Genomic DNA, 20,375 nt, shown 5'->3' with positions numbered 1-20,375 from the left:
GCCGTGTCAAGCGACCGACGAGTACGCGACGATCCCTCGCCGGATGGACTCCAGCGCCTGCCGGGCCACCCGACCCACGTTGCCCTGGGCGACGAGCGACAGCTGGTCGAGCAGGTCGATCGTCTGCTTTGCCCAGCGCACGAAGTCGCCCGCCGCCATGTCGGCCTCGCTGAGAACCGCGTCGAGCCCCGAGCCGCGGGACCACATCCACATCGCCAGCGACAACGCCGTGGACGGCGGCTCGCTGCCCGGGAGCCGGTTGTCCTGCTCCAGGTCGTCGAGCGTGCTCCACAGCGTGATCGTCTTCTCGAGCGCCGGTCGGAACGCGCCGCGCGGCAACGTTCGGTCGTTGGCCAGGCCGTCGTCGCGTCGCGGCTCGAAGACCAGGGCACACGCCATGGCAGCCAGGCCCGGCGCATCCAGATCCTTCCAGGCGTTGCGGCGCAGGCACTCGGCGACCAGGAGGTCCCGCTCGCCGTAGATGCGCTTGAGGGTGCGGCCGTGAACGGTCAGCACGGTCTCGCCGTCCTCCTTCGCCAGGTAGCCGAGCTCCAGGAGCACCTCGGACACGCGGTCGAAGACCTTCGCCACGGCACCCGTGCGCGACTGGATCTGCGACCGCAGCCGGTCGGTGTCGCGCTTCAGCTTCCACCAGCGTTCCGCCCAGCGGGCGTGCTGCTCACGCTCCGGGCAGCGGTGACAGGGGTGGTCCTTCATCCGCTTGCGCAGCGCGGCCAGCTGACGCTGACGTTTCTCCCTGTCGGCGCTCGACGCCGACTCGATGCGGGATCCGGACCGCTCCAGGTCCGTCAGCTCTCGACGGATGGCGAAGTACTCGCGGAAGTCGCCGAGATGACACGTCATCGCCTCCTCGTAACCGGCCAGCGACTGCTCCTGCTGCAGGGCCTTGCGCGCAAGGTCCACCACGGCTCGGTCCGCCTGGAACTGAGCGAACGACGACTCGAGGATCTCCCGGGTGCGTGGTCGGCCGAACTGGTCGATCAGGTTCACGGCCATGTTGTAGGTCGGCCGAAAGCTGGAGTTCAGCGGGTAGCTGCGGCGGGACGCGAGAGAGGCGACCGACTGCGGGTCCAGACCGTCCTCCCACTGGATGACGGAGTGCCCCTCCACGTCGATGCCACGACGGCCGGCGCGACCGGTCAGCTGCGTGTACTCCCCCGGTGTGATCGGGACGCGGGCCTCGCCGTTGAACTTCTCCAGCTTCTCCAGCACCACGGTCCGGGCCGGCATGTTGATCCCGAGCGCGAGCGTCTCCGTCGCGAAGACGACCTTGACGAGCTTCCGGCGGAACAGCTCCTCCACGACCTCCTTGAAGGCGGGCAGCAGGCCGGCGTGATGGGCGGCGACACCGCGCTCCAGCCCCTCCAGCCATTCCCAGTAGCCGAGCACCGCCAGATCCTCATCGAGAAGGGTGCGGCAGCGCTCCTCCACGATCTCGCGGATCTCGTCCCGCTCGTGCTTCTCGGTCAGGCGCACGCCCGCCCGGAGAACCTGCCGCACCGCCTGGTCGCAGCCGTTGCGGCTGAAGATGAAGAAGATCGCAGGCAGCAGATTGCGGTCGTCGAGCAGCGCGACCAGATCCGACCGGCTCATCCGGAAGGTGTCCGGACGACCGCCCTTGGAGTGGTAGCGGCCCACATCCCGCATCTGCCGGCTGCTCAGCACCCGACCGCCGTAGCGCGCCATCTGCACGAGCTCCGGATTGACCCGGTTGGTGGCGGCGAGACCGGACGAGTCGAACAGGTCGATGAGCTTGGAGCGCATGAGGATGTGCTGCTCCAGCGGCACGGGACGCTCTTCCGAAACGACGACGTCGGTGTCGCCGCGAACGGCCTGCAGCCAGTCGCCGAACTCCTCGGCGTTCGACACGGTGGCGCTGAGCGACACCATCCGCACCTCCGACGGCAGGTGGATGATGACCTCCTCCCACACCGCGCCGCGGAACCGGTCGGCCAGGTAGTGCACCTCGTCCATGACGACGTAGGCAAGGTCGGTGAGGAGGTCGGAGTCCGCATAGAGCATGTTGCGGAGCACCTCGGTCGTCATGACGACGATGCGGGCGTGCGAGTTGATGTTCGTGTCGCCGGTGAGGAGCCCGACGGATTCGGGGCCGTACGCCTCCACGAACTCCTGGAACTTCTGGTTACTGAGCGCCTTCATCGGCGTCGTGTAGAAGACCTTCGCGTTGGCCTCGCGCATCGCGAGGAAGACGGCGAACTCGGCCACGATGGTCTTGCCGGCGCCGGTGGGGGCGGCGACGAGGACGCTGCGCCCGCGCTCCAAGGCCCCGCATGCCTCCCGCTGGAACGGGTCGAGGTCGAACCGGAGACTCGCGCGGAAGGTCTCGAGCAGCGGCTGGCGGGCCCGGTCGCGCGAGGCGGCGAACCGCTCCGCCGGTGAGAGCGTCTGGTCGGTCACCCCACCAGCCTATGCCCGCGCGGTCAGGCGGCGAGCTCGGCCTCGAGTCGCAGCTCGCGCTTGGCCGCCCGGCGGTCGTGCAGCCAGGCGACGCCGTACGCGGCGAAGTACAGGGCGACCATCGGGATGGCCAGGAGGAACATCGAGAGCACGTCGGCCGCCGGCGTGGCGATGGCGGTGAACAGGGCGATCAGGATGAGCGCCCAGCGCCACGACGCGATGATCGACTTCGCGCTCACCACGCCGACGAAGTTGAGCAGCACCAGGAACACGGGGAGCACGAAAGCGATGCCCACGGCGATGACCAGTTTGAGGATGAAGTCGAAGTAGGTCTTCGCCTGGATGATCGCCGAGTCCGGCTCCGGGGCGAAGCTCGTCAGCAGACTCACGATGTGCGGGACGAGCAGCCAGCCGGTCACGCCGCCCGCGATGAACAGCGGGACGGCGGTGAAGAAGAAACCGAAGCCGTAGCGCAGCTCCTTGCGCGTCATCGCCGGGACGAAGAACGCCCAGATCTGGTAAAGCCACACCGGGCTGGAGATGATCGCGCCGATCGTGATCGCGACCTGCATCTTCAGGTCGAACGCGCCCGTGATGCTGTCGTAGTTGAGCATGGCCTCGCGGCCCTGCTGCTTCGCGATATCCGTGATCGGACCGCGCAGCGCATCCATCACATAGCCGCTGAGGAACCAGCCGATGACGGCGCCGCCGACCAGAGCGAGGGCGGAACGGAAGAGGCGTTTGCGAAGCTCGATGAAGTGCTCGGCGAGCGTCATCCGTCCTTCGCGGTTCTTGCCTCGCTTCGTGGAGGCCACCGGACTAGGACTTCGGGTTCGACTCGGTCGAGGGGTCGACGGGAGCCGGGGCGGGCGTCACCGTCGGTGCCGCGGTGCTCTGCGCGGTGGGGGTGGTCGTGGTGCCGTCGGCGACCTGGTCGGACTTGCCGTCCTTGCCGTCCTTCTTCAGCTCGTCGACCTCACCCTTGAAGATCCGCATCGACTGGCCGATGCTCTTGGCGAGCGCCGGGAGCTTGGGCGCACCGAAGAGCAGCAGGATCACGGCGAGGATGATGAGCAGATGCCATCCGGTCAGTCCTGCGAACATGAGATCAGGTCCTTCTCAAAAGGTGGGCGAAGCGAGCGGGCACCATTTCCGGGTCCACATCGACCAGTAGTCTACCGCGCCGGACGCGGGCGTCCCTGCGAGCTTGCCGGGCGAACGCCCGCTCGGTGAGGTGGTCCTGTCGCTGCGCGCGGAGCTCGTCGGCATCCGCCAGCACGGCCGGCTCGAACGTCTCGTGCAGCTCTTCGGCTCGGCGCGACAGCACCTCCGCCTTCTCCATCAGCGCGGCGGCTTCACGGCCGGCGGCGACCACCTTGCGGAACAGCCACCACGCGAAGAACGCGAGCATGCCGAGGAGACCGAGCACGAGCACGATCCAGATCACCAGCCACGACCACCAGGGCATGGGCCCAGCCTACCCGGCGGTCCGCGCGCTCAAAGGTAGCGTTCGGCGCCAGCACGCGCCCAGCCCGCGACCACCTGGCGCGCCTCGGGCGGGTCGAGCACAGTGAGCACGCCTGACAGCCCGGCGACCAGCCGCTTGAGGCCGTGGAAGTGGGCGACGCGGACGCTCGTGCGGATGACGCCGTCCCGCTCCTCGCGCTCTGCACCCTCGGGGATGTAGTCCTCGATCAGCGGGATCGCCGACGCCGACACCTCCACCGTCACCAGCTGGTCCTCCGGCGTGCCGGTGAACAGCGTCTCGGGAAGCATCACGTCGCCCGGGCGGTAGGTGATCGCCTCCTGGGTCGCGACCAGGTCGTCGATCCGGTCGAGACGGAAGGTGCGGATGGCCGTGCGGAGGTGATCCCAGCCGCGCAGGTACCAGTCCTGGTCGACGGACTCGATGCGCAGCGGGTCGACGCGGCGCCGCTCCCGCTCCCCGCGCGAGCTGAGGTAGTCGAACTCGACCTGCACGCCCGCGATGACCGCATCCCGGATCGTCGCCAGCGCCTCGTCTGTCTCCGACCGCGCGACCGCCAGCTGGCTCGGTGCCGCCGATGCCCCGCGCGCGAGCTTCGCCATGAGCGAGCCGATCGCATCCCGGTCGGCGTTCTCCGGCAGGGCCGTGAGGTACTGCAGCCCGGCGATGAGCGCGGCAGCCTCGCGCGCCGAGAAGCGCGGCGAGTCGTCGATGGCCACCTGGTGGGTGAGGACGATCTGGTCGTTCTCCTCGAAGTCGTCCCAGGCGATGTCGAACAGGTCGCCCGGCTGATACGCGTTAGTCTCGCCCGGGATGCCGGAAACAGCGATCAGTCGCACGGCGTCGCGGAGCTGCTCCTGGTCGACGCCGAAATGCTCGGCGGCTTCTGCGACGCTCACGCGGTCGCGATCCATCAGGTACGGCACGAGGGCGAGCAGGAAGGCGAGCTTGTCCTGCGCCTGCATCGGTTTGCGGCGCTCAGCCATCGCGGGCCTCCCCCGGCTGTCGTTCCGCCGCGCTGCCCGGCGCCGCGTGCGCCGCAACGGTCGCCTGCAGGCGCTGGAGCACGTGGTCGCGCAGTTCCGGCGGGGCGAGGACGAGCACCTCGGGGCCGAACGACGCCAGCTGATCCGCGAGGATGTTGATGTCCGAGAAGTTGACGGTGAGGCGGACGGGCTCGCCCTCGGCTCCGACCGGGACGGCGTCGCCGTACCGCTTGCCCAGGCGCGTCGCCGCATCCGTGCCGGCGGTGACCTCGATCTCGGCGACGTTCGACTCCCAGATGCGCTCGAGTTCGAGCAGCGCCCGTTCGGCGAAGGCCTCGCCGTCGACGCGGTACTGCTCCGGGTCGAAGACGCGCGACGTCAGCTTGACGGGCCCGACGATGCGGGAAAGCAGGAAGGTCCGCGACCCGCGGGCGTCCTGGTCGATCCCCTGCAGGTGCCACCGGCCCTGGTGCTGCACGAGCGAGAGGGGTGCCACGGTGCGCTGACGCGACGCGCTCTCGCCGGGTTTCAGGTACGGGAACTGCACCATGACGTGACGCTCCAGCGCCTGGCTGAGCGGCTCGAACGCACTCTCGCGGACGCGCAGCCGCGGCGCGTACCCGACGACCGGGTCGTCCGCCTCGACGCCGAGCGATCGCAGCTTCATCAGCGCACGCCGCGACTCCCCCGACAGCGACCCTTCACGCCAGACGGCAGCGGCGAGGCCGAGCAGGGTCAGCTCCTCGGGAGAGAAGCTGACATCGGCCGGGAGGTCGTATGCCCCTTTGGGAATGCGATAACGCAGCAGCTGATTGTTGCCGGACGCCTCGGGCGCCTCGACCGTCTCCAGCGGGACGCCCAGCTCGCGGATGTCGTCCTTGTCGCGCTCGAACTGCCGCTCCAGGCTGCTGTTGTCGCCGTGCGGCTCATACCGCTGGCGATACCCCTGGACGGTCGACAGGATCTCGCTCTTGGTCAGGCCGTTCTCGGTCGCGAGCAGTGCCAGCACGAGGCTGAACAGGCGCTCCTCGACCGGGACGCGCGCGGGCGAAGAGGGGGAACGGGACACCCGTCCATCCTAGTCCGCGAGCTAGTGGATCCCGAGGATGTCCACCACCCAAGCGGCGGCCGGGAACTGGCCCTGGGTCGGCGTCTCGATCACCAACTGGGAGCCGACCTTCTGCCCCACGAGCTCCTTGAGCATCGCCTGCGGGAGGACCGAGCTGTTCTGATTCTGGATCTGGCTCTGGCCGCTGGCCATGTCGACGCGATCGGGACCCCCGTCGGTCCAGCTGCTGGTCAGGACCTGCTTGCTGTCCCATCCGACGGCGGTGTACTGCAGAACCGCAGTGCTGTCCTTCTTGACGGCCGGTCCATCGCCCTGCTTGAGAAGCTCACTTCGGACCTTCGTCGGCGCCGACCCTGAGGACGGGATGGTGAGTCCGGGCTGACCCGTGGGCGCGAGCACGACGGTCGGGAACCCCGAAGCCGCAGGGCGGACCGCGCCGTTGGCGGCGTTCAGCGAGGTCTTGAGGACGTCGAGGACGTAGATCTGGGTGCCGGGGGCGGAGTCTGCCTGCTGCGGCGCGTCCTTGGGCGCCACCACGATCGCCACGCGCGACCCGACCGGAGCGCAGATCAATCCGCGGCTGATCACATCTGTCCCGACCGGGACGACCGCACCCTGATCTCCGTAACCGCTGCCGAGCACGCTCCCGGTCGCCGCGTCGATGACCGTGAAGCCGACCTCGACCTGCTGCCCCTTGTGCACGAGGGTGCTGTCACTACTCTCGGTGAGCAGCGAACGCTGCGACTTCGTCGCATCGACGGGCGTCGGCACCGTCACCTTCGGTCGAGATCCGATCTTGCCCGTCGCCTCGACCAGCTGCGAAGCCTTGCCCGAAGACAATGCCGAGCCGCAGTCGTTGTTCGGGTTCGTCGAGCATGCCGACAGCGCCACTGCCACGAGGCCGGCGGCTCCGATGACGGCGGCGGTTCGTCCGAGTGCAGACGCGCGGCGAGCAGTTGCGTTGGGCACGGGTCCTCTTTCGATCCGATCAGTGGGGTTCGGGACAGCAGCGGGCGAGCCCGGCGTTCCCGCATTCATGCTAGCCGACGCCCGGAGCGTCCTCGTCCGCCTCACGGCCCTTCGCGAGCTCGGCGCTGGCGGCCGCTTCGCGCATCCGCTTGCGGAGGCTCTTCGGGCTGGACTGCCGCTCGCCGAGGGCGCCGGGCGTCCAGGCCTCGACATCCTCGTCGGAGTAGTCGGACTTCGACGGACGGCGCTTCAGCTCGGGCAGGACGGTCCCCGGGGCGAGCCGGCGGGCGGTGATCAGGAAGCCGGTGTGGGCGATCATCCGGTGGTCGGGCCGCACCGCGAGCCCCTCCACGTGCCAGCCGCGGACCATCGTCTCGTTCGACTGCGGGTGCGTGTAGTCGCCGGAGGCGCGGATGGCCTCGGCGACGCGGGACAGCTGGGTCACGGTCGCGACGTAGCAGATCACGACGCCGCCGGGCTTGAGCGCGGCGGTGACCGCGTCGAGCGTCTCCCACGGCGCCAGCATGTCGAGCACCACGCGGTCGACGGTTCCCGGTTCGACGGCGGCGGGCAGCGCATCCTGCAGATCGCCGACGGTCAGCGTCCAGTTGGCGGGCTCGCTTCCCAGGAAGGTCGCGGCGTTGTCGCGGGCGACATCGGCGAACTCCTCGCGGCGCTCGAACGACAGCAGCCGGCCCTCCGGACCGATCGCGCGCAGCAGCCAGAGCGAGAGCGCACCGGAGCCGACCCCCGCCTCGACGACCGTTGCGCCCGGGAAGATGTCCGCGAGCGCGAGGATCTGCGCGGCATCCTTCGGGTAGACGATGGCCGCGCCACGCGGCATCGACATGACGAAGTCGGTGAGCAGCGGACGCAGCGCGAGGTGCTCGACGCCGGCGTTGTTGGTCACGACCGAGCCGTCGGGCAGTCCGATGATGGCGTCGTGCGACAGGACGCCGCGGTGGCTGTGGAACTGCTTGCCCGGCTCCAGCGTGATGGTGTTCATCCGGCCCTTCGGACCGGTGAGCTGGACGCGGTCACCCGCCCGGAAGGGACCGGAGCTGCGAGTGGTCTCGTTCATCGGTTGGCCGCCTCACGGCGCGCGCGGGCGACGGCGAACACGTCATCCGCGGTGCGCCCGTCGAGCGACGACCACAGCGTGTGCTCCTCCGATTCCGGAAGCGGCACGATGTGCGGAACGCCGATCGTGGTCGCACCGGACGCCACGGCGGACGCAAGGCCCACCAGCGAGTCCTCCAGGGCGACGGTCTCGCGGATGTCGACGCCCAGCAGGTCCGCGGCGCGCAGGTACGGCTCCGGCGCGGGCTTCGGCTCGTCGACCTCGTCGCCACTCACGATCACGTCGAACGCATCGAACGGGATATGCGCGACGATCTGCTCCGCCATCCTCCGCACCGACATGGTCACCAGCGCCGTGGGGATGCCGCGCTCGCGCAGCGACTCGAGCAGCTCCCGGGCGCCCGGGCGCCACGGCACGCCGTCCTCGTCCAGCTTCTGCTGTACCCGGTCGGTCAGCCACTGCACGATCTCGTCCGGCTCCATCGCGACGCCGCGGGAGCGGAGGATCTCCGCCGAGTTCCAGAGGCCGAGGCCGACGAGGAGCAGGCCGTCGTCGTGCGTCCACGTGCCGCCGAACGAATGGACGAGCTCGACCTCCGACGCCATCCAGTACGGCTCGGTGTCGACGAGGGTGCCATCCATGTCCCACAGCACGGCGGCGGGAAGGTCGGCGTCGCTACGGGTATGTTCGCTGCGGGGGGAAGACGCGGTCACAACGGGCAAGTCTATCGGGAGAGCCGCGGGCCTATCCTGGATGGATGGCGCCCCGACCGGACGCCAGGAAGGGACCAGGGACAGCTTCGTGACAGACGGACAGAACATCCTCGGCGGGCGTATCCTCGTGGTGGCCTTCGAGGGATGGAACGACGCGGGCGAGGCGGCCAGCGGCGCGGTCAAGACGCTCAAGGAGCAGCTCGACGTGGTTCCCATCGCCGAGGTCGACCCCGAGCTCTATTTCGACTTCCAGTTCAACAGGCCGGTGGTGACGGACGACGACGGCCGCAGGCGCCTGATCTGGCCCTCCGCCGTCATGTACGGGCCGTCGCTTCCCGGGCGCGTCGGCGAAGACCTGGCCGGTGACGCCGAGCTGACCGTCACCGGCGACAACGCCGGCAACATCTTCCTGCTGCTCGGCACCGAGCCGTCGCGCAGCTGGCGCAGTTTCACCGCCGAGATCATGGATGTGGCACTCGCCGCCGACATCGGAGCCGTCGTCTTCCTGGGCGCGATGCTCGCTGATGTCCCGCACACCCGGCCGATCTCCGTCTTCGCGTCCAGTGACAACGCGGCCGTCCGGGCCGAGCTGGGCCTCGAGCGCTCCACGTACGAGGGGCCGGTCGGCATCCTCAGCGCGCTCGCCGAGGGCGCAGAGGACGTCGGCATCCCGACGCTGATGATCTGGGCGTCGGTTCCGCACTACGTGCACAACGCGCCCAGCCCGAAGGCCGTTCTCGCGCTGATCGACAAGCTCGAGGAGCTCGTCGACGTGACGATTCCCCGCGGCAGCCTGGTCGACGAGGCAGCGGCGTGGGAGTCCGGGATCGACGCTCTCGCTGCCGACGACGAGGAGATGGCCTCCTACATTCAGCAGCTCGAACAGGCGCGCGACACCGTCGACTCGCCCGAGGCGAGCGGCGAGGCGATCGCGCAGGAGTTCGAGCGGTACCTGCGCCGGCGCGGTGACGGCCGCGACGGCGGGACGGCCGGGCGAGCGCCCGACGACCCGCGCCGCGGCTGACAGCCGCGGGAGCGTTCTTCTCGCCGTCTCCGGTCACGTCGAACGGACGCGACCAGGTCGCTCACGCCTGGAGAACGCCGGTGGCGAGCAGGATCATCAGCAGCACGCCCAGGGCGATGCGGTAGATCACGAACGGCAGGAAGCTGCGGCGCGAGATGTAGCCCATGAAGAACGCGATCACCAGCAGTCCGACCACGAACGCGACGACGGTCGCAGCCGCCGTCTCCACCGGTCCGAACACCTCGGGCGTGCAGGTCCCGGCCTTCGCGAGCGCCTCGGTGCACGGCTCCTTGACCGCTTTGTACAGCTGGTAGAAACCGCTGCCGAACACAGCGGGCAGCGCGAGGAGGAACGAGTAGCGGGCGGCCGCGCGGCGCTGGTACCCCATGAACAGCCCGGCCGTGATCGTTCCGCCGGAGCGGGAGACGCCGGGGATGAGCGCGAGCGCCTGCGCGAGCCCGAAGATGATGCCGTCGCCCCAGGTCAGCTCCCGCAGCCGCTTGCGCTTCGACCCGACCCAGTCGGCGATGCCGAGCAGGATGCCGAACACGATGAGCGTCGTCGCGACGATCCACAGCGAGCGGAACGTCGTCTCGATCTGATCCTGGAAGAAGAGTCCGAGGACCACGATCGGGATGCTGCCCAGGATGACGAGCCACCCCATCCGCGCGTCCGGGTCATTCCGCGGGATCCGGCCAAACAGCGCGCGGAACCACTGCGCGATAATGCGCGTGATGTCGCGCCAGAAGTAGAGGAGCACCGCTGCTTCGGTGCCCAGCTGGATGATCGCCGTGAAGCGCGCGCCCGGGTCGGCACCGGTGCCGAGCAGTTCGCCGACGATGCGGATGTGCGCCGAGGACGAGATGGGGAGGAACTCGGTGAGCCCCTGAACGAGGCCGAGGATCAGGGCGTTGATGAAGTCCATACGAAGCGTCGAATCCCGGGGTCAGTAGGCGCGGAGGAGGTCGCGGAGCACGTTCCTACCGAACACTAGCGCGTCGAGCGGGACGCGCTCGTCCACCCCGTGGAACATGCCGGGGAAGTCGAGGTCGGCGGGCAGCTGGAGTGGCGCGAAGCCGTATCCCGTGATGCCGAGCGTGCTGAGCGCCTTGTTGTCGGTGCCGCCGGAGAGGAGATACGGGAGGACGGGCGCGCCCGGGTCGTGCTGATGCAGCGTGCCCGTGATCGCGTCCACCAGACCCCCGCCGAACTCGGCTTCCAGGCCGATGTCGCGGTGCATGACCTGGATCTCGACGTCGTCGCCGATCAGCTCCCGCACGCGCGCGAGCACGGCGTCCTCCTCGCCCGGCAGCGTGCGGATGTCGATCAGCGCCTCCGCCGTGTCGGGGATGACGTTGTGCTTGTAGCCGGCCTCGAGCAGCGTCGGGTTCGTCGTCGTCCGGAGCGTCGCCAGGATGAAGCCGGCGGCCGTACCCGTGCGGATCACCACCTCGTCCGGGCCGATCCGCTGCGGGTCGACGTCGAGCAGCCGCCCGAGCTCGCCGATCAGCCGGGTCGTCGTGGCGGTCAGCTGGACCGGCCAGTCCTCGCGGCCCAGCGCGACGACGGCCTCCGCCAGCCGCGTGATCGCGTTGTCACGGATGAGCCGCGAACCGTGCGCAGCGCGGCCGCGTGCGATCAGCTTGATCCAGACGAGCGACTTCTCGCCGGTCTGCAGCAGATACGCGCGGCGACCCGCCAGGTCGATGGAGTAACCGCCCACCTCGCTGATGGCCTCGGTCGCTCCGGCGAACAGCTCGGGATGCGTGTCGACCAGGTAATGGGACCCTCGGCGGCCGCCGTCCTCCTCGTCGGCGAAGAACGCCACGACGAGGTCTCGGGCGGGACGCTCCCCCGCGCGCAGGATGTCGCCGACCGCGGTCAGGATCATCGCATCCATGTTCTTCATGTCGACCGCGCCGCGGCCCCAGAGCAGGCCGCCTTTGATCTCGCCGCCGAACGGATCGACGGTCCAGTTGCGCGGGTCGGCCGGGACGACGTCGAGGTGACCGTGGACGACGAGCGCCGGCTTGCCCGGGTCGGAGCCGTCGACGCGCGCCACCACACTCGCGCGGCCCGGATCGGACTCGAACACCTGCGGACGCAGGCCGAGCGCGGCCAGCTTCGCCTCGACATAGGCGGCGGCCTCCGCCTCGCCGTTCGAGCGGCCCTCACCGTAGTTGGTCGTGTCGAATCGGATGAGGTCCCGGGCGATGATCGCGGTCTCGTCGAGGTCGGGCTCGGTCGCGCGGAGTTCGTCGGTCATCCCACCACGCTACCTGCCGCATCCGACCACCGCCGCGCCACGCCCGAGGTGTGTGGACGAGTGATCCTCTGTGGAGAATCCGTGCTATCGTCTTTCTTCGGCAGCCGGAGCAGTTCGGCGGCCATCTCACCTCGTCCGGGTGGCGGAAATGGCAGACGCGCTAGCTTGAGGTGCTAGTGCCCGTATAGGGCGTGGGGGTTCAAGTCCCCCCTCGGACACAGAACCGCGAAAGCGGAGGGAAGGCCCCGGTCATGGCGACCGGGGCCTTCTGCATTCCCGCGATGCCGCGGGGCTATGGTGTCGCCATGCCCCGCAGCAAACGATCCTCGAGCCTGTTCACGGTGCTGCTCGCCTTCGCGGCGAACGTCCTGGTGGCGATCGCCAAGACCATCGCCGCCATCCTCACCGGATCCGCCTCCCTGGTCGCCGAGGCCGCGCACTCGTGGGCCGACGCCGGCAACGAGATCTTCCTCATCCAGGCGGAGCGCTCCGCCGTGCGGCCGCGCGACTCCTCGCATCCGGGCGGGTACGGCCGCGACGCGTACGTCTGGAGCCTGTTCGCCGCCGTCGGGCTGTTCACCGCCGGCGCGGTGGTGTCGATCATGCACGGCGTCCAGGCGCTCGGTTCGAAGGAGGAGGACTCGGACTACCTCGTGGGCTATCTCGTGCTTGCCGCGGCCTTCGTCTTCGAGGGGATCTCGTTCATCCAGTCGTACCGCCAGGCGCACGCGAAGGCCGAGTCCTCGGGCACCGGCACGTTCGAGCACGTGTTCAGCACATCGAATCCGACGCTGCGGGCCGTGTTCGCCGAAGACTCCGCGGCCCTGGTCGGCCTGGTGATCGCCTTCCTCGGCCTTCTGCTGCACGAGCTCACCGGCAACCCGTTCTGGGATGCGCTGGGCTCCATCCTGGTCGGTGTGCTCCTGGCGATCGTCGCCGTCGTGCTCATCGAGCGCAACCGGCGGTTCCTGGTCGGGCAGCCCGGCTCGGACCGAGCCTCGGAGGCCGCGCTCGGCGCCCTGCTCGCGCATCCCGAGGTCGAGACGGTCACCTACCTGCACCTCGAGTACGTCGGTCCCGAGAGGTTCTATCTGGTGGCGGCCGTCGACCTCGTCGGCAACGACCGGGAGTCGGATGTGGCCGCCGACTTGCAGGCGGTCGAAGCGTCGCTCGAGGAGTCGGAGTGGATCACCGAGGCCGTGATCACGCTTTCCCGGCCTGGCGCCGCACCGTTGCGTCCCTCCGGGCGTGGCCCGGGTCCGGAGGCCGCCGTACGCAGCTAGCGGTCAGTTTCCGACCGCAAGGATGTGCACAATGGATGCATGGCAAGTACCGGCTCCCGCTCGCTCCAGCTCCTCTCCCTCCTTCAGACGCACCGGTACTGGCCAGGACAAGAGCTCGCCGACCGCCTCGGGGTCTCTCCGCGCACACTCCGCCGTGACGTCGAAAGGCTCCGCGACCTCGGGTACCCGGTGGACGCCACCCGCGGCGTGTCCGGCGGATACCAGTTGGCCGCCGGCGCATCCCTCCCTCCCCTCGTCGTCGACGACGACGAGGCCGTCGCGCTCGCCGTCGGCCTCCGGACAGCGGCACAGAGCGGCATCGCGGGGGTCGACGAGGCGTCCGTGCGTGCGCTGGCGAAGGTCGTCCAGGTGATGCCGCCGCGGCTGCGGCGCCGCGTCGACGCGCTGCGGATGACCACGCTGTCCACAACGCTCGGACCGACGCCGACGACCGACCCTGGCATCCTCACCGCCTTCGCCCAGGCCTGCCGCGACGAGGAGCGGATCGAGTTTGCCTACGTCGCCCGCGACGGCCAAGCCTCCAACCGCACGGTCGAACCGCACCGGCTGGTCTCGATCGAGCGCCGCTGGTACCTCGTCGCCTACGATCTCACCCGATTCGACTGGCGCAGCTTCCGTCTCGACCGCATCGCCGATCCGCATCCGACCGGGGTCCGTTTCCGGCCGCGCGCGCTGCCGGCGGAGGACGCCGCGGAGTACGTGCGCGAATCCCTCCACAGCGCGGTGGAGCCCATGATCGTGGAGGCACTCATCGAGGCACCCGGCGACCGGGTCGTCGAGGTGCTCGGGCGGTGGGCGACGGTCGATGACCGCGGCGACGGCACGTGCGCTGTCCGGATCACCGCGGACAGCGCCGAATGGGCGCTCTTCGGGCTCGCCGCGGTCGACGCGCCCTTCCGCATCCTCGGCCCGGAGGAAGCGATCGTCGCGGCAGCGGACTGGGGTGCCCGGTTCACCCGCTCGGCGCTGGCGCTCACCATTGAGGCCGCCTCCGCGAGAGAGTCCGTCGCCAACTCCTAGACTTGAGGGGATGACGACAGCAGCCCGAACCCCGAGCCCCGCCGACATCAGGCGGTGGCGTCGCTACCTGGCCGACGAGCGCGCCGAGGCCTCGGTGTACCGCGATCTCGCCAGCCGCCGCCAGGGCGAGGAGCGTGAGATCCTGCTCGCGCTGGCCGAAGCCGAGCGACGCCACGAGCAGCACTGGGTCGACCTGCTGGGCGACCAGGCGGGCCGGCCGCTGAGGGGCGACCTGCGCACGCGGATGCTCGGCTGGCTCGCCCGGCGGTTCGGCTCGGTGTTCGTGCTCGCACTCGCTCAGCGCGCGGAAGCCCGGTCGCCGTACGCGGACGACTCCGACGCGACGGCGCAGATGGCGGCGGACGAGCAGGTGCACGAAGAGGTCGTCCGGGCGCTCGCCGCCCGCGGCAGGCAACGGCTCTCCGGCACCTTCCGGGCCGCGGTCTTCGGCGCGAACGATGGCCTGGTCAGCAACCTGGCGCTCGTCCTCGGCGTCAGCGCCAGCGGCGTCCCGACGCACGTGGTGCTGCTCACCGGCATCTCCGGCCTCCTCGCCGGAGCGCTCAGCATGGGCGCGGGAGAATACGTGTCCGTACGGTCGCAGCGCGAACTGCTGGAAGCATCCACGCCCAATCCCGCCACCGGCTCAGCGCTGCCGCACCTCGACGTCGACGCGAACGAGCTCACTCTGGTCTACCGAGCTCGCGGAATGACGGCGGACGAGGCCGCCGATCACGCACGCGAGGTTCTCTCCAGCCTGCAGGCGGTGACCTCGCCCATCCCCATCACCCCCGCGATCGAGGAGGACGAGCACGAGGCGATCGGGACCGGGTGGAACGCCGCGATCTCGAGCTTCTGCTTCTTCGCCTCCGGTGCACTCATCCCGATCCTGCCCTTCCTCTTCGGGCTGACCGGGACGGCCGCGATCATCGTCTCCGCGCTGCTGGTCGGGATCGTCCTGCTCGGCACGGGAGCCGTCGTGGGGCTGCTCTCCGGAGCGTCACCGCTGAAGCGCGCCATCCGTCAGCTCCTCATCGGGTACGGAGCGGCGGCCGCCACATACCTCCTCGGTCTCCTTTTCGGCGCGACCGTCGGCTGACGCCCTGACGGCTTAGCGGCGTCTGCCGCCGTCGACGCCGTAGGTGATCGCTCCTGCCAGCGGAATGAGCAGGAACCACAGCCACGAGTACTGGTATCCCCATGCCATCCCGGTCAGGAAGAACAGGATGACCGAGACGAACGGCATGACGGAGACGAGGAGCAGCCCCCAGCGGCTCGAGGGCTCTCGGTTGTTCTCCGGAGCCCGCGCCGGATAGGCCGCCGGCGGGACGTCCGCCCCCGGTGGCTGCGCCGTGGGGGCGGGATCACCGGGGTCGAGCCGCACACCCCCGGGAAGATCCGCGAACAGCGGCGCCAGGTCGCCGCGCGTCACCGCGCTCCGTGCCGAAGCCGATCGCGTCTGCAGCTCGCCGTCGGTCAGCCGCCCTTGCGCGGCGTGGGACTGCAGGGCGGCGACTGCCCGCTCCCGCTCGTCGTTGCTCAGGCGTAGCGCGGCGCCCGAAGCGTCTGAGTAGTCAGCCATGTCCACAGTATGCCAGGGGCATGCAACACGTCTGTTGCCTTCATTGGACAGGCATCGCCGTTACGAACCGACCTCCGCACGCGTCCTCATAATCGAGGACCCTCCCCGGGTCACCAACGGATCCGCTGCGGCGGGAGGAGAGAGCATCACATGGGCCACCGTCCCCGATTCCTGACACGCCGCTCGCGCGCCTGGACGGTGGGAGCCTACGTCGGCATCTGCGTCCTGGCCGGGGTGATCGCCAGCGCTTTCGTCCTGCCGCACTACTTCTCCAACGCGGGCACGAGCGGCGTGTCGACGATCCACAAGACGGGGACGAATCTCGCGAACGGGTCGACCGCGGCATCCCCGTACGCCCCGGGCGGGGAGAAGACGGGGACGGCGAAGCCCGGAGATCAGCTCCGGTGGGTGGTGAGCTACCAGAACGACACGTCGGGAAGCGCGTCCGTCGCACTCACCGATGTCCTGACGGACGCTGGCGCCTACGTTCCGGACTCACTGCAACTGCCTCCCAACCAGAACCCGGCCGGCGCACTCACGCCCCAGTTCTCCATCGACGGCGGCACCTCCTGGCGGCCCGGGAGTCCCCCGGCTGGAGCGACCGGCGTCGGCTTCACCGCAACGGCCGCCCCCACCGGCACTCAGCAGCTTTCCGCGCCGTTCGAGGTGGCCACGTCCTCGACGATCTCGGTCTCCGGCGGAGACGCCTATAACGCCGTCGTGCGGGATGACCTCGTCTATGCTCTCTGGCACCACAATCCGGGACCGTTCCTGTACTGCGCCCAGTTGAACGGCGCGACATGTCCGGGCTGGCCGACCAACGGCAACGTCCAGAGCTGGTCACCTACGCCGGGTACCCCGATCGGAACCGGCACGCCGTTCTCGGGTACGACGCCGCAGCAGAACGGAACGTGGATCGACGGCGACCGCATGTACTGGTACGTCGGCCCCGCCGACAACTCCAGCACGGGCGTCGCATGCCTCGACCTCTCGACCACGACTCCGACCAGTTGCGGTTATAGGCCGACGGCAGCTAAGGCCGTCAGCAACACGCAGCTCGCGGCCATGGTCGGAGGAACCGGCCTCCCGGCCTCGAACGGCAACTACTACGCAGTGGCGGCGAACAACGGCTATGCCGTGATCACCTGCGCGACGAAGGCCGGCGTCGCGTGTGCGAACATCCCACTGATCATCACCATGACGTCCCCGAACGTCCTTGCGTCCGCCACCTTCGGCGACTACGTCTTCGCCAGCGTGCAGCAGTCCACCACGGCGGCCTGGCGTACCTACTGCTACAACATCAAGGCGGGTGCCTTCTGCAGCGGTTCGTGGCCCCAGAGCTCGTCCACCGCTGTTTCGCGGGCGGGCACACCGTTCGCTCCGGTGCTCTCCACGTCCGGCGCACTCACCGGAGTCTGCACGATCATCAACGGCGCAGGAACCGCATCCACGTGCCTCAACCTCACCGGCGGCGCGATCCCCAACCCGTATGCGGGGACTGGCGCCGTGTTCTCGGCTGGTGGCAACGGGTCGGGCGATGCATTCACCGTCGGATCGCGCGTCTACATCTCGACCGGCAACCAGGTCACCTGCCGTGACTTCGCCGCGTACTCGGGCTCGGGAACGGTGCCGGCGTGTGCGGGCTTCACCAGCCCGGTCAACAAGACGAACTACACGGTCCGCGCCGCTGGAGACGTCGCCCCGGACTGCCTGGTCGCCAGCGGCGACGCCGGCCAGATCACCTTCTTCGACCGATTCTCTGGCGGGGCCTGCCTCCAACCGTCGCCGCAGAGCGTCACGGTCTCGCCGCGCACGTACTACTGCGGCACGGAATCGCCGCAGTTCCGATGGAGCACTCTGTCGTTCCCCGGCTTGGTCACGACGGCGTATACGGGCAGCACCGTCTCGCTGCGAGACCAGAACGGCGCACCGATCCCCGGGTATGACGCACGGGACATCCCCGCTGGGCAGACGGTCGACCTCCAGGCCATCCCGTCGTCCGTCCAGTCGATCACAGCAACCGTCACCCTCAATGGCGTCAGAGACCCGGCCGGGGTACGAAGCGGGCAGATCTCGCTCGCCTGGAGCGGTGAGCCGCCGCAGATGTGCTTCACGACGACGGCGCCACCGGTGGCGTGCGACGCCGGCGCGCCCTCCCCGGTAAAGAACTCCGCACGCGCCGTGACCACCTCAAAATCGGAAAGCGACGCGCCAGCTGGACACACGACAGGATCCGCCGTCTTCTTCGTCAAGGCCGAGGACGACCAATGCTCTTTGGCAATAGCGAAGACATCTTCTGTGCAGACCGCGCGTCCAGGCGAACGCGTGGACTATCAGATCACCATCACCAACACGGGCTCGCAGGCATACGCAGATGCGCAGGCTTCCGACGATCTCAGCGATGTCCTCCAAGAGGCGACCTACGGGAACGACGCGAAGGCGTCATCCGGCGCTGTGTCCTACACCGCACCCCTGTTGTCTTGGAAGGGTGCCCTTGCTGCGGGCGATCAGGCGACGATCACCTATACGGCGACCGTGAAGAACCCGGCCTCGGGCGACCATCGCCTGGTCAACTCGGTGACGTCACCCTCGCGCGGGAACAATTGCCCTCCGGACAGCTCGGATACAACGTGCACGGCCATCGTGGGCGTTCTCGTGAGCACCGTCCAGTGGCACAAAGTCGACGCCGGCGCATCCAGGAACACGCTTGCCGGTGCCGAATGGACCCTGACGCCCCTAGACGCTTCGGGGAAGCCTGCCGGCCCGTCCATTGTCGTCGCCGACTGCGTGGCGTCCTCGGCCAACCAATGCGCCAACGCGGACACGGAACCCCTCGGAGGCCTCTTCCGGGTCACCGACCTGGGACCTGGCTCGTACGAGCTCGTGGAGACGCGCGCCCCTACCGGCTTCCTGCTCAACACGACCCCCATCCTCGTGACCGTCTCGGCCACGTCCGCGACGGTCGAGCTGGACGACATCGTGAACGAGCAGATCCCTGTTCCCGCCATCCCCTTCACGGGAGGACTCGGCGCCGACTCTCTGACCATCACCGGGAGCGCAGTACTTGCCCTCGCGGCCGCTCTGGGTGCCTGGTACAAGCTGAAACGACGCAGGGCCGCCTGACAGCGCAGTGCGGCCGGGGCGGTCCTCGCAGGAATGCGACGTCGGGGTGCGATGTCAGCGGGTGCAGGTTACACTCACTTTCGAACATGTATTCGAATGTGGGTGAGGAGAATGACGGAGATCAATGAAGCCGTTGCCGTCTGGACGACTGACGAAGGCGTGCCCACCCGACTCGTCTGGCGGGCGACCCGCTACCGCGTCTCGGACACCCCCACCGTCTGGGCGGAGGTGTGCGCCTGGTGGCGACCTTTCGGTGAACACCGCTACGCCATCGGGACCATTCCGCGCTCCATCGGCGGCTGGCGATTCCAAGGGACGAGCGAAGAGGGCGAGGCGCACGTGTTCGACGTGCAGCACGACGCGGTCGCCCGATCGTGGCGACTGGTCCGCGTTTTCGACTGAGCGCAGCGTGGCTCACCCGCACGGCGCATCCCGTCGCATAGCCTCCATCGGGTGATGGACGACCGCTACGGAACCGATGTGCTCGCCGGCGACTGGAGAAGCGCCGGCAAGAAGCCCGTCCCCACCGTCGAAGCCGTGAAAGACCTCGTTGTGGAGGACGCTGCGTCCGGTTTTTGCGGGGCCATCACGCGACTCGAGGCTCAGACGGTCGAACTCGAGGACTACTTCGGCAAGAAGCGCGTCTTCCCGCTGACGGGCTCGTTCCTGATCGACGGAGAACCGATCCGCCTGGTCGTCCCGTCCCGGGCGGCGGCCGGCCCCACGCGGACCGCGTCCGGGTCATTCGCCGTCGGCGACCAGAAGGCACGTGTCGCCCTCGCCAGCCGCATCTTCGTGGAGGGTCGCCACGACGCCGAACTGGTCGAGCGAGTCTGGGGCGACGACCTGCGGGTCGAAGGCGTCGTCGTCGAATACCTCGAAGGCGTCGACGACCTCGACGCGATCGTGCGAGAGTTCCAGCCCGACCGCGGCCGACGCATCGGCGTCCTCGTCGACCACCTCGTCCCCGGCTCGAAGGAGAGCAGGATCGCCGAGCAGGTGGCGCGCGGGCCGTACGGCGCACACGTCCTCGTCGTCGGCCACCCCTACATCGACATCTGGCAGGCGGTGAAGCCACAACGAGTCGGCCTCGAGGCGTGGCCGAGCATCCCCCGCTCGATCTCATGGAAGCACGGCATCTGCGCCGCCCTCGGCCTCCCCCACGAGACGCAGGCCGACATCGCACGCGCCTGGAAGCGCATCCTCGGCCAGGTCCGCTCCTACACCGATCTCGAGCCCGAGCTGCTCGGCCGGGTCGAGCAGCTGATCGACTTCGTCACCGAACCCCAGGGGCGTTAGGCGCAGGAGGGACC

Annotated in this window: 19 protein-coding genes and 1 tRNA gene; 8 read left to right on the top strand and 12 right to left on the bottom strand. The window is 69.1% G+C overall.

Annotated elements, in window-relative coordinates; all coding sequences use genetic code 11:
* Nucleotides 1-6: 6 nt before the first annotated feature.
* From ACF1AJ_RS03715 to ACF1AJ_RS03675, 9 genes are all read right to left on the bottom strand, one after another.
* Complete coding sequence (locus ACF1AJ_RS03715; protein ID WP_391506156.1) at nt 7-2,439, bottom strand: DEAD/DEAH box helicase; 2,433 nt, start codon at nt 2,437-2,439, stop codon at nt 7-9.
* A gap of 23 nt (nt 2,440-2,462) precedes the next feature.
* Entirely contained in the window at nt 2,463-3,215 is a 753-nt protein-coding gene (gene tatC, locus ACF1AJ_RS03710) for a twin-arginine translocase subunit TatC (protein ID WP_391507431.1), read from the bottom strand.
* Between the two features lie 43 nt (nt 3,216-3,258).
* Nucleotides 3,259-3,543 (bottom strand): Sec-independent protein translocase subunit TatA, encoded by a 285-nt coding sequence (gene tatA / locus ACF1AJ_RS03705; RefSeq protein ID WP_391506155.1) that lies wholly within the window; start codon nt 3,541-3,543, stop codon nt 3,259-3,261.
* Nucleotides 3,544-3,547: 4 nt separating this feature from the next.
* Entirely contained in the window at nt 3,548-3,907 is a 360-nt protein-coding gene (locus ACF1AJ_RS03700) for a hypothetical protein (protein WP_391506154.1), read from the bottom strand.
* 29 nt (nt 3,908-3,936) lie between these two features.
* The gene (locus tag ACF1AJ_RS03695) at nt 3,937-4,911 is read right to left on the bottom strand and encodes a helix-turn-helix transcriptional regulator (protein WP_391506153.1); all 975 of its coding nucleotides are present in this window, start codon (nt 4,909-4,911) and stop codon (nt 3,937-3,939) included.
* The gene (locus ACF1AJ_RS03690) at nt 4,904-5,980 is read right to left on the bottom strand and encodes a helix-turn-helix transcriptional regulator (protein ID WP_391506152.1); all 1,077 of its coding nucleotides are present in this window, start codon (nt 5,978-5,980) and stop codon (nt 4,904-4,906) included. The genes ACF1AJ_RS03695 and ACF1AJ_RS03690 overlap by 8 nt, the downstream gene beginning before the upstream one ends.
* A 21-nt stretch (nt 5,981-6,001) precedes the next feature.
* Nucleotides 6,002-6,949 (bottom strand): peptidylprolyl isomerase, encoded by a 948-nt coding sequence (locus ACF1AJ_RS03685; RefSeq protein WP_391506151.1) that lies wholly within the window; start codon nt 6,947-6,949, stop codon nt 6,002-6,004.
* 70 nt (nt 6,950-7,019) lie between these two features.
* Complete coding sequence (locus ACF1AJ_RS03680) at nt 7,020-8,030, bottom strand: tRNA (adenine-N1)-methyltransferase (protein ID WP_391506150.1); 1,011 nt, start codon at nt 8,028-8,030, stop codon at nt 7,020-7,022.
* The gene (locus ACF1AJ_RS03675) at nt 8,027-8,743 is read right to left on the bottom strand and encodes an HAD family hydrolase (RefSeq protein WP_391506149.1); all 717 of its coding nucleotides are present in this window, start codon (nt 8,741-8,743) and stop codon (nt 8,027-8,029) included. Before ACF1AJ_RS03675 ends, ACF1AJ_RS03680 begins: the two co-directional genes overlap by 4 nt.
* An 88-nt stretch (nt 8,744-8,831) precedes the next feature.
* Between ACF1AJ_RS03675 and ACF1AJ_RS03670 the strand changes: the two genes are divergently transcribed.
* Entirely contained in the window at nt 8,832-9,767 is a 936-nt protein-coding gene (locus ACF1AJ_RS03670; protein WP_309859795.1) for a PAC2 family protein, read from the top strand.
* Nucleotides 9,768-9,828: 61 nt separating this feature from the next.
* On the opposite strand, the gene ACF1AJ_RS03665 is transcribed toward ACF1AJ_RS03670, so the two are convergent.
* Entirely contained in the window at nt 9,829-10,692 is an 864-nt protein-coding gene (locus ACF1AJ_RS03665; RefSeq protein ID WP_018191087.1) for an undecaprenyl-diphosphate phosphatase, read from the bottom strand.
* A 21-nt stretch (nt 10,693-10,713) separates the two neighbouring features.
* Nucleotides 10,714-12,033 (bottom strand): M20/M25/M40 family metallo-hydrolase, encoded by a 1,320-nt coding sequence (locus ACF1AJ_RS03660; protein ID WP_391506148.1) that lies wholly within the window; start codon nt 12,031-12,033, stop codon nt 10,714-10,716.
* A gap of 133 nt (nt 12,034-12,166) precedes the next feature.
* Between ACF1AJ_RS03660 and ACF1AJ_RS03655 the strand changes: the two genes are divergently transcribed.
* The 4 genes from ACF1AJ_RS03655 to ACF1AJ_RS03640 all read left to right on the top strand — a co-directional run bounded on the left by ACF1AJ_RS03655 (nt 12,167) and on the right by ACF1AJ_RS03640 (nt 15,456).
* Nucleotides 12,167-12,251: transfer RNA gene (locus ACF1AJ_RS03655), tRNA-Leu, on the top strand.
* A gap of 87 nt (nt 12,252-12,338) precedes the next feature.
* The gene (locus ACF1AJ_RS03650) at nt 12,339-13,316 is read left to right on the top strand and encodes a cation diffusion facilitator family transporter (protein ID WP_391506147.1); all 978 of its coding nucleotides are present in this window, start codon (nt 12,339-12,341) and stop codon (nt 13,314-13,316) included.
* A 39-nt stretch (nt 13,317-13,355) separates the two neighbouring features.
* Complete coding sequence (locus tag ACF1AJ_RS03645; protein WP_391506146.1) at nt 13,356-14,357, top strand: helix-turn-helix transcriptional regulator; 1,002 nt, start codon at nt 13,356-13,358, stop codon at nt 14,355-14,357.
* 10 nt (nt 14,358-14,367) lie between these two features.
* On the top strand, nt 14,368-15,456 hold the full coding sequence (locus ACF1AJ_RS03640; protein WP_391506145.1) for a VIT1/CCC1 transporter family protein: 1,089 nt from the start codon (nt 14,368-14,370) through the stop codon (nt 15,454-15,456).
* A gap of 12 nt (nt 15,457-15,468) precedes the next feature.
* Here the strand turns inward: ACF1AJ_RS03640 and ACF1AJ_RS03635 are convergent, their stop codons facing one another.
* Nucleotides 15,469-15,939 carry a DUF1707 domain-containing protein gene (locus tag ACF1AJ_RS03635; protein ID WP_391506144.1) on the bottom strand — a complete coding sequence of 157 codons (471 nt, stop codon included), beginning with the start codon at nt 15,937-15,939 and terminating at the stop codon, nt 15,469-15,471.
* Between the two features lie 150 nt (nt 15,940-16,089).
* Here ACF1AJ_RS03635 and ACF1AJ_RS03630 point away from each other — a divergent pair, with 150 nt between their 5' ends.
* From ACF1AJ_RS03630 to ACF1AJ_RS03620, 3 genes are all read left to right on the top strand, one after another.
* A complete protein-coding gene (locus ACF1AJ_RS03630; RefSeq protein ID WP_391506143.1) occupies nt 16,090-19,062 on the top strand; it encodes a SpaA isopeptide-forming pilin-related protein in 2,973 nt (990 codons plus the stop codon).
* Nucleotides 19,063-19,173: 111 nt separating this feature from the next.
* Nucleotides 19,174-19,464, top strand: coding sequence for a DUF6504 family protein (locus tag ACF1AJ_RS03625; protein ID WP_391506142.1), 291 nt, complete (start codon nt 19,174-19,176; stop codon nt 19,462-19,464).
* A 54-nt stretch (nt 19,465-19,518) separates the two neighbouring features.
* On the top strand, nt 19,519-20,361 hold the full coding sequence (locus ACF1AJ_RS03620) for a DUF3097 domain-containing protein (RefSeq protein ID WP_391506141.1): 843 nt from the start codon (nt 19,519-19,521) through the stop codon (nt 20,359-20,361).
* Nucleotides 20,362-20,375: the final 14 nt, after the last annotated feature.

This window comes from Leifsonia sp. NPDC014704, assembly GCF_043083605.1.
Lineage (GTDB): Bacteria > Actinomycetota > Actinomycetes > Actinomycetales > Microbacteriaceae > Leifsonia.
The sequence above is the reverse complement of the archived record's forward strand: the minus strand, read 5'-3'. Positions and strand labels throughout refer to the sequence as shown.

Bases quoted from the DNA above. Each gene is read 5' to 3' on its own strand.
- ACF1AJ_RS03700 (WP_391506154.1), bottom strand. From the start codon at position 3,907: ATGCCCTGGTGGTCGTGGCTGGTGATCTGGATCGTGCTCGTGCTCGGT.
- ACF1AJ_RS03630 (WP_391506143.1), top strand. From the start codon at position 16,090: ATGGGCCACCGTCCCCGATTCCTGACACGCCGCTCGCGCGCCTGGACG.
- tatC (WP_391507431.1), bottom strand. From the start codon at position 3,215: ATGACGCTCGCCGAGCACTTCATCGAGCTTCGCAAACGCCTCTTCCGT.
- ACF1AJ_RS03620 (WP_391506141.1), top strand. From the start codon at position 19,519: ATGGACGACCGCTACGGAACCGATGTGCTCGCCGGCGACTGGAGAAGC.
- ACF1AJ_RS03645 (WP_391506146.1), top strand. From the start codon at position 13,356: ATGGCAAGTACCGGCTCCCGCTCGCTCCAGCTCCTCTCCCTCCTTCAG.
- ACF1AJ_RS03635 (WP_391506144.1), bottom strand. From the start codon at position 15,939: ATGGCTGACTACTCAGACGCTTCGGGCGCCGCGCTACGCCTGAGCAAC.
- ACF1AJ_RS03640 (WP_391506145.1), top strand. From the start codon at position 14,368: ATGACGACAGCAGCCCGAACCCCGAGCCCCGCCGACATCAGGCGGTGG.
- tatA (WP_391506155.1), bottom strand. From the start codon at position 3,543: ATGTTCGCAGGACTGACCGGATGGCATCTGCTCATCATCCTCGCCGTG.
- ACF1AJ_RS03695 (WP_391506153.1), bottom strand. From the start codon at position 4,911: ATGGCTGAGCGCCGCAAACCGATGCAGGCGCAGGACAAGCTCGCCTTC.
- ACF1AJ_RS03650 (WP_391506147.1), top strand. From the start codon at position 12,339: ATGCCCCGCAGCAAACGATCCTCGAGCCTGTTCACGGTGCTGCTCGCC.
- ACF1AJ_RS03625 (WP_391506142.1), top strand. From the start codon at position 19,174: ATGACGGAGATCAATGAAGCCGTTGCCGTCTGGACGACTGACGAAGGC.
- ACF1AJ_RS03680 (WP_391506150.1), bottom strand. From the start codon at position 8,030: ATGAACGAGACCACTCGCAGCTCCGGTCCCTTCCGGGCGGGTGACCGC.
- ACF1AJ_RS03660 (WP_391506148.1), bottom strand. From the start codon at position 12,033: ATGACCGACGAACTCCGCGCGACCGAGCCCGACCTCGACGAGACCGCG.
- ACF1AJ_RS03665 (WP_018191087.1), bottom strand. From the start codon at position 10,692: ATGGACTTCATCAACGCCCTGATCCTCGGCCTCGTTCAGGGGCTCACC.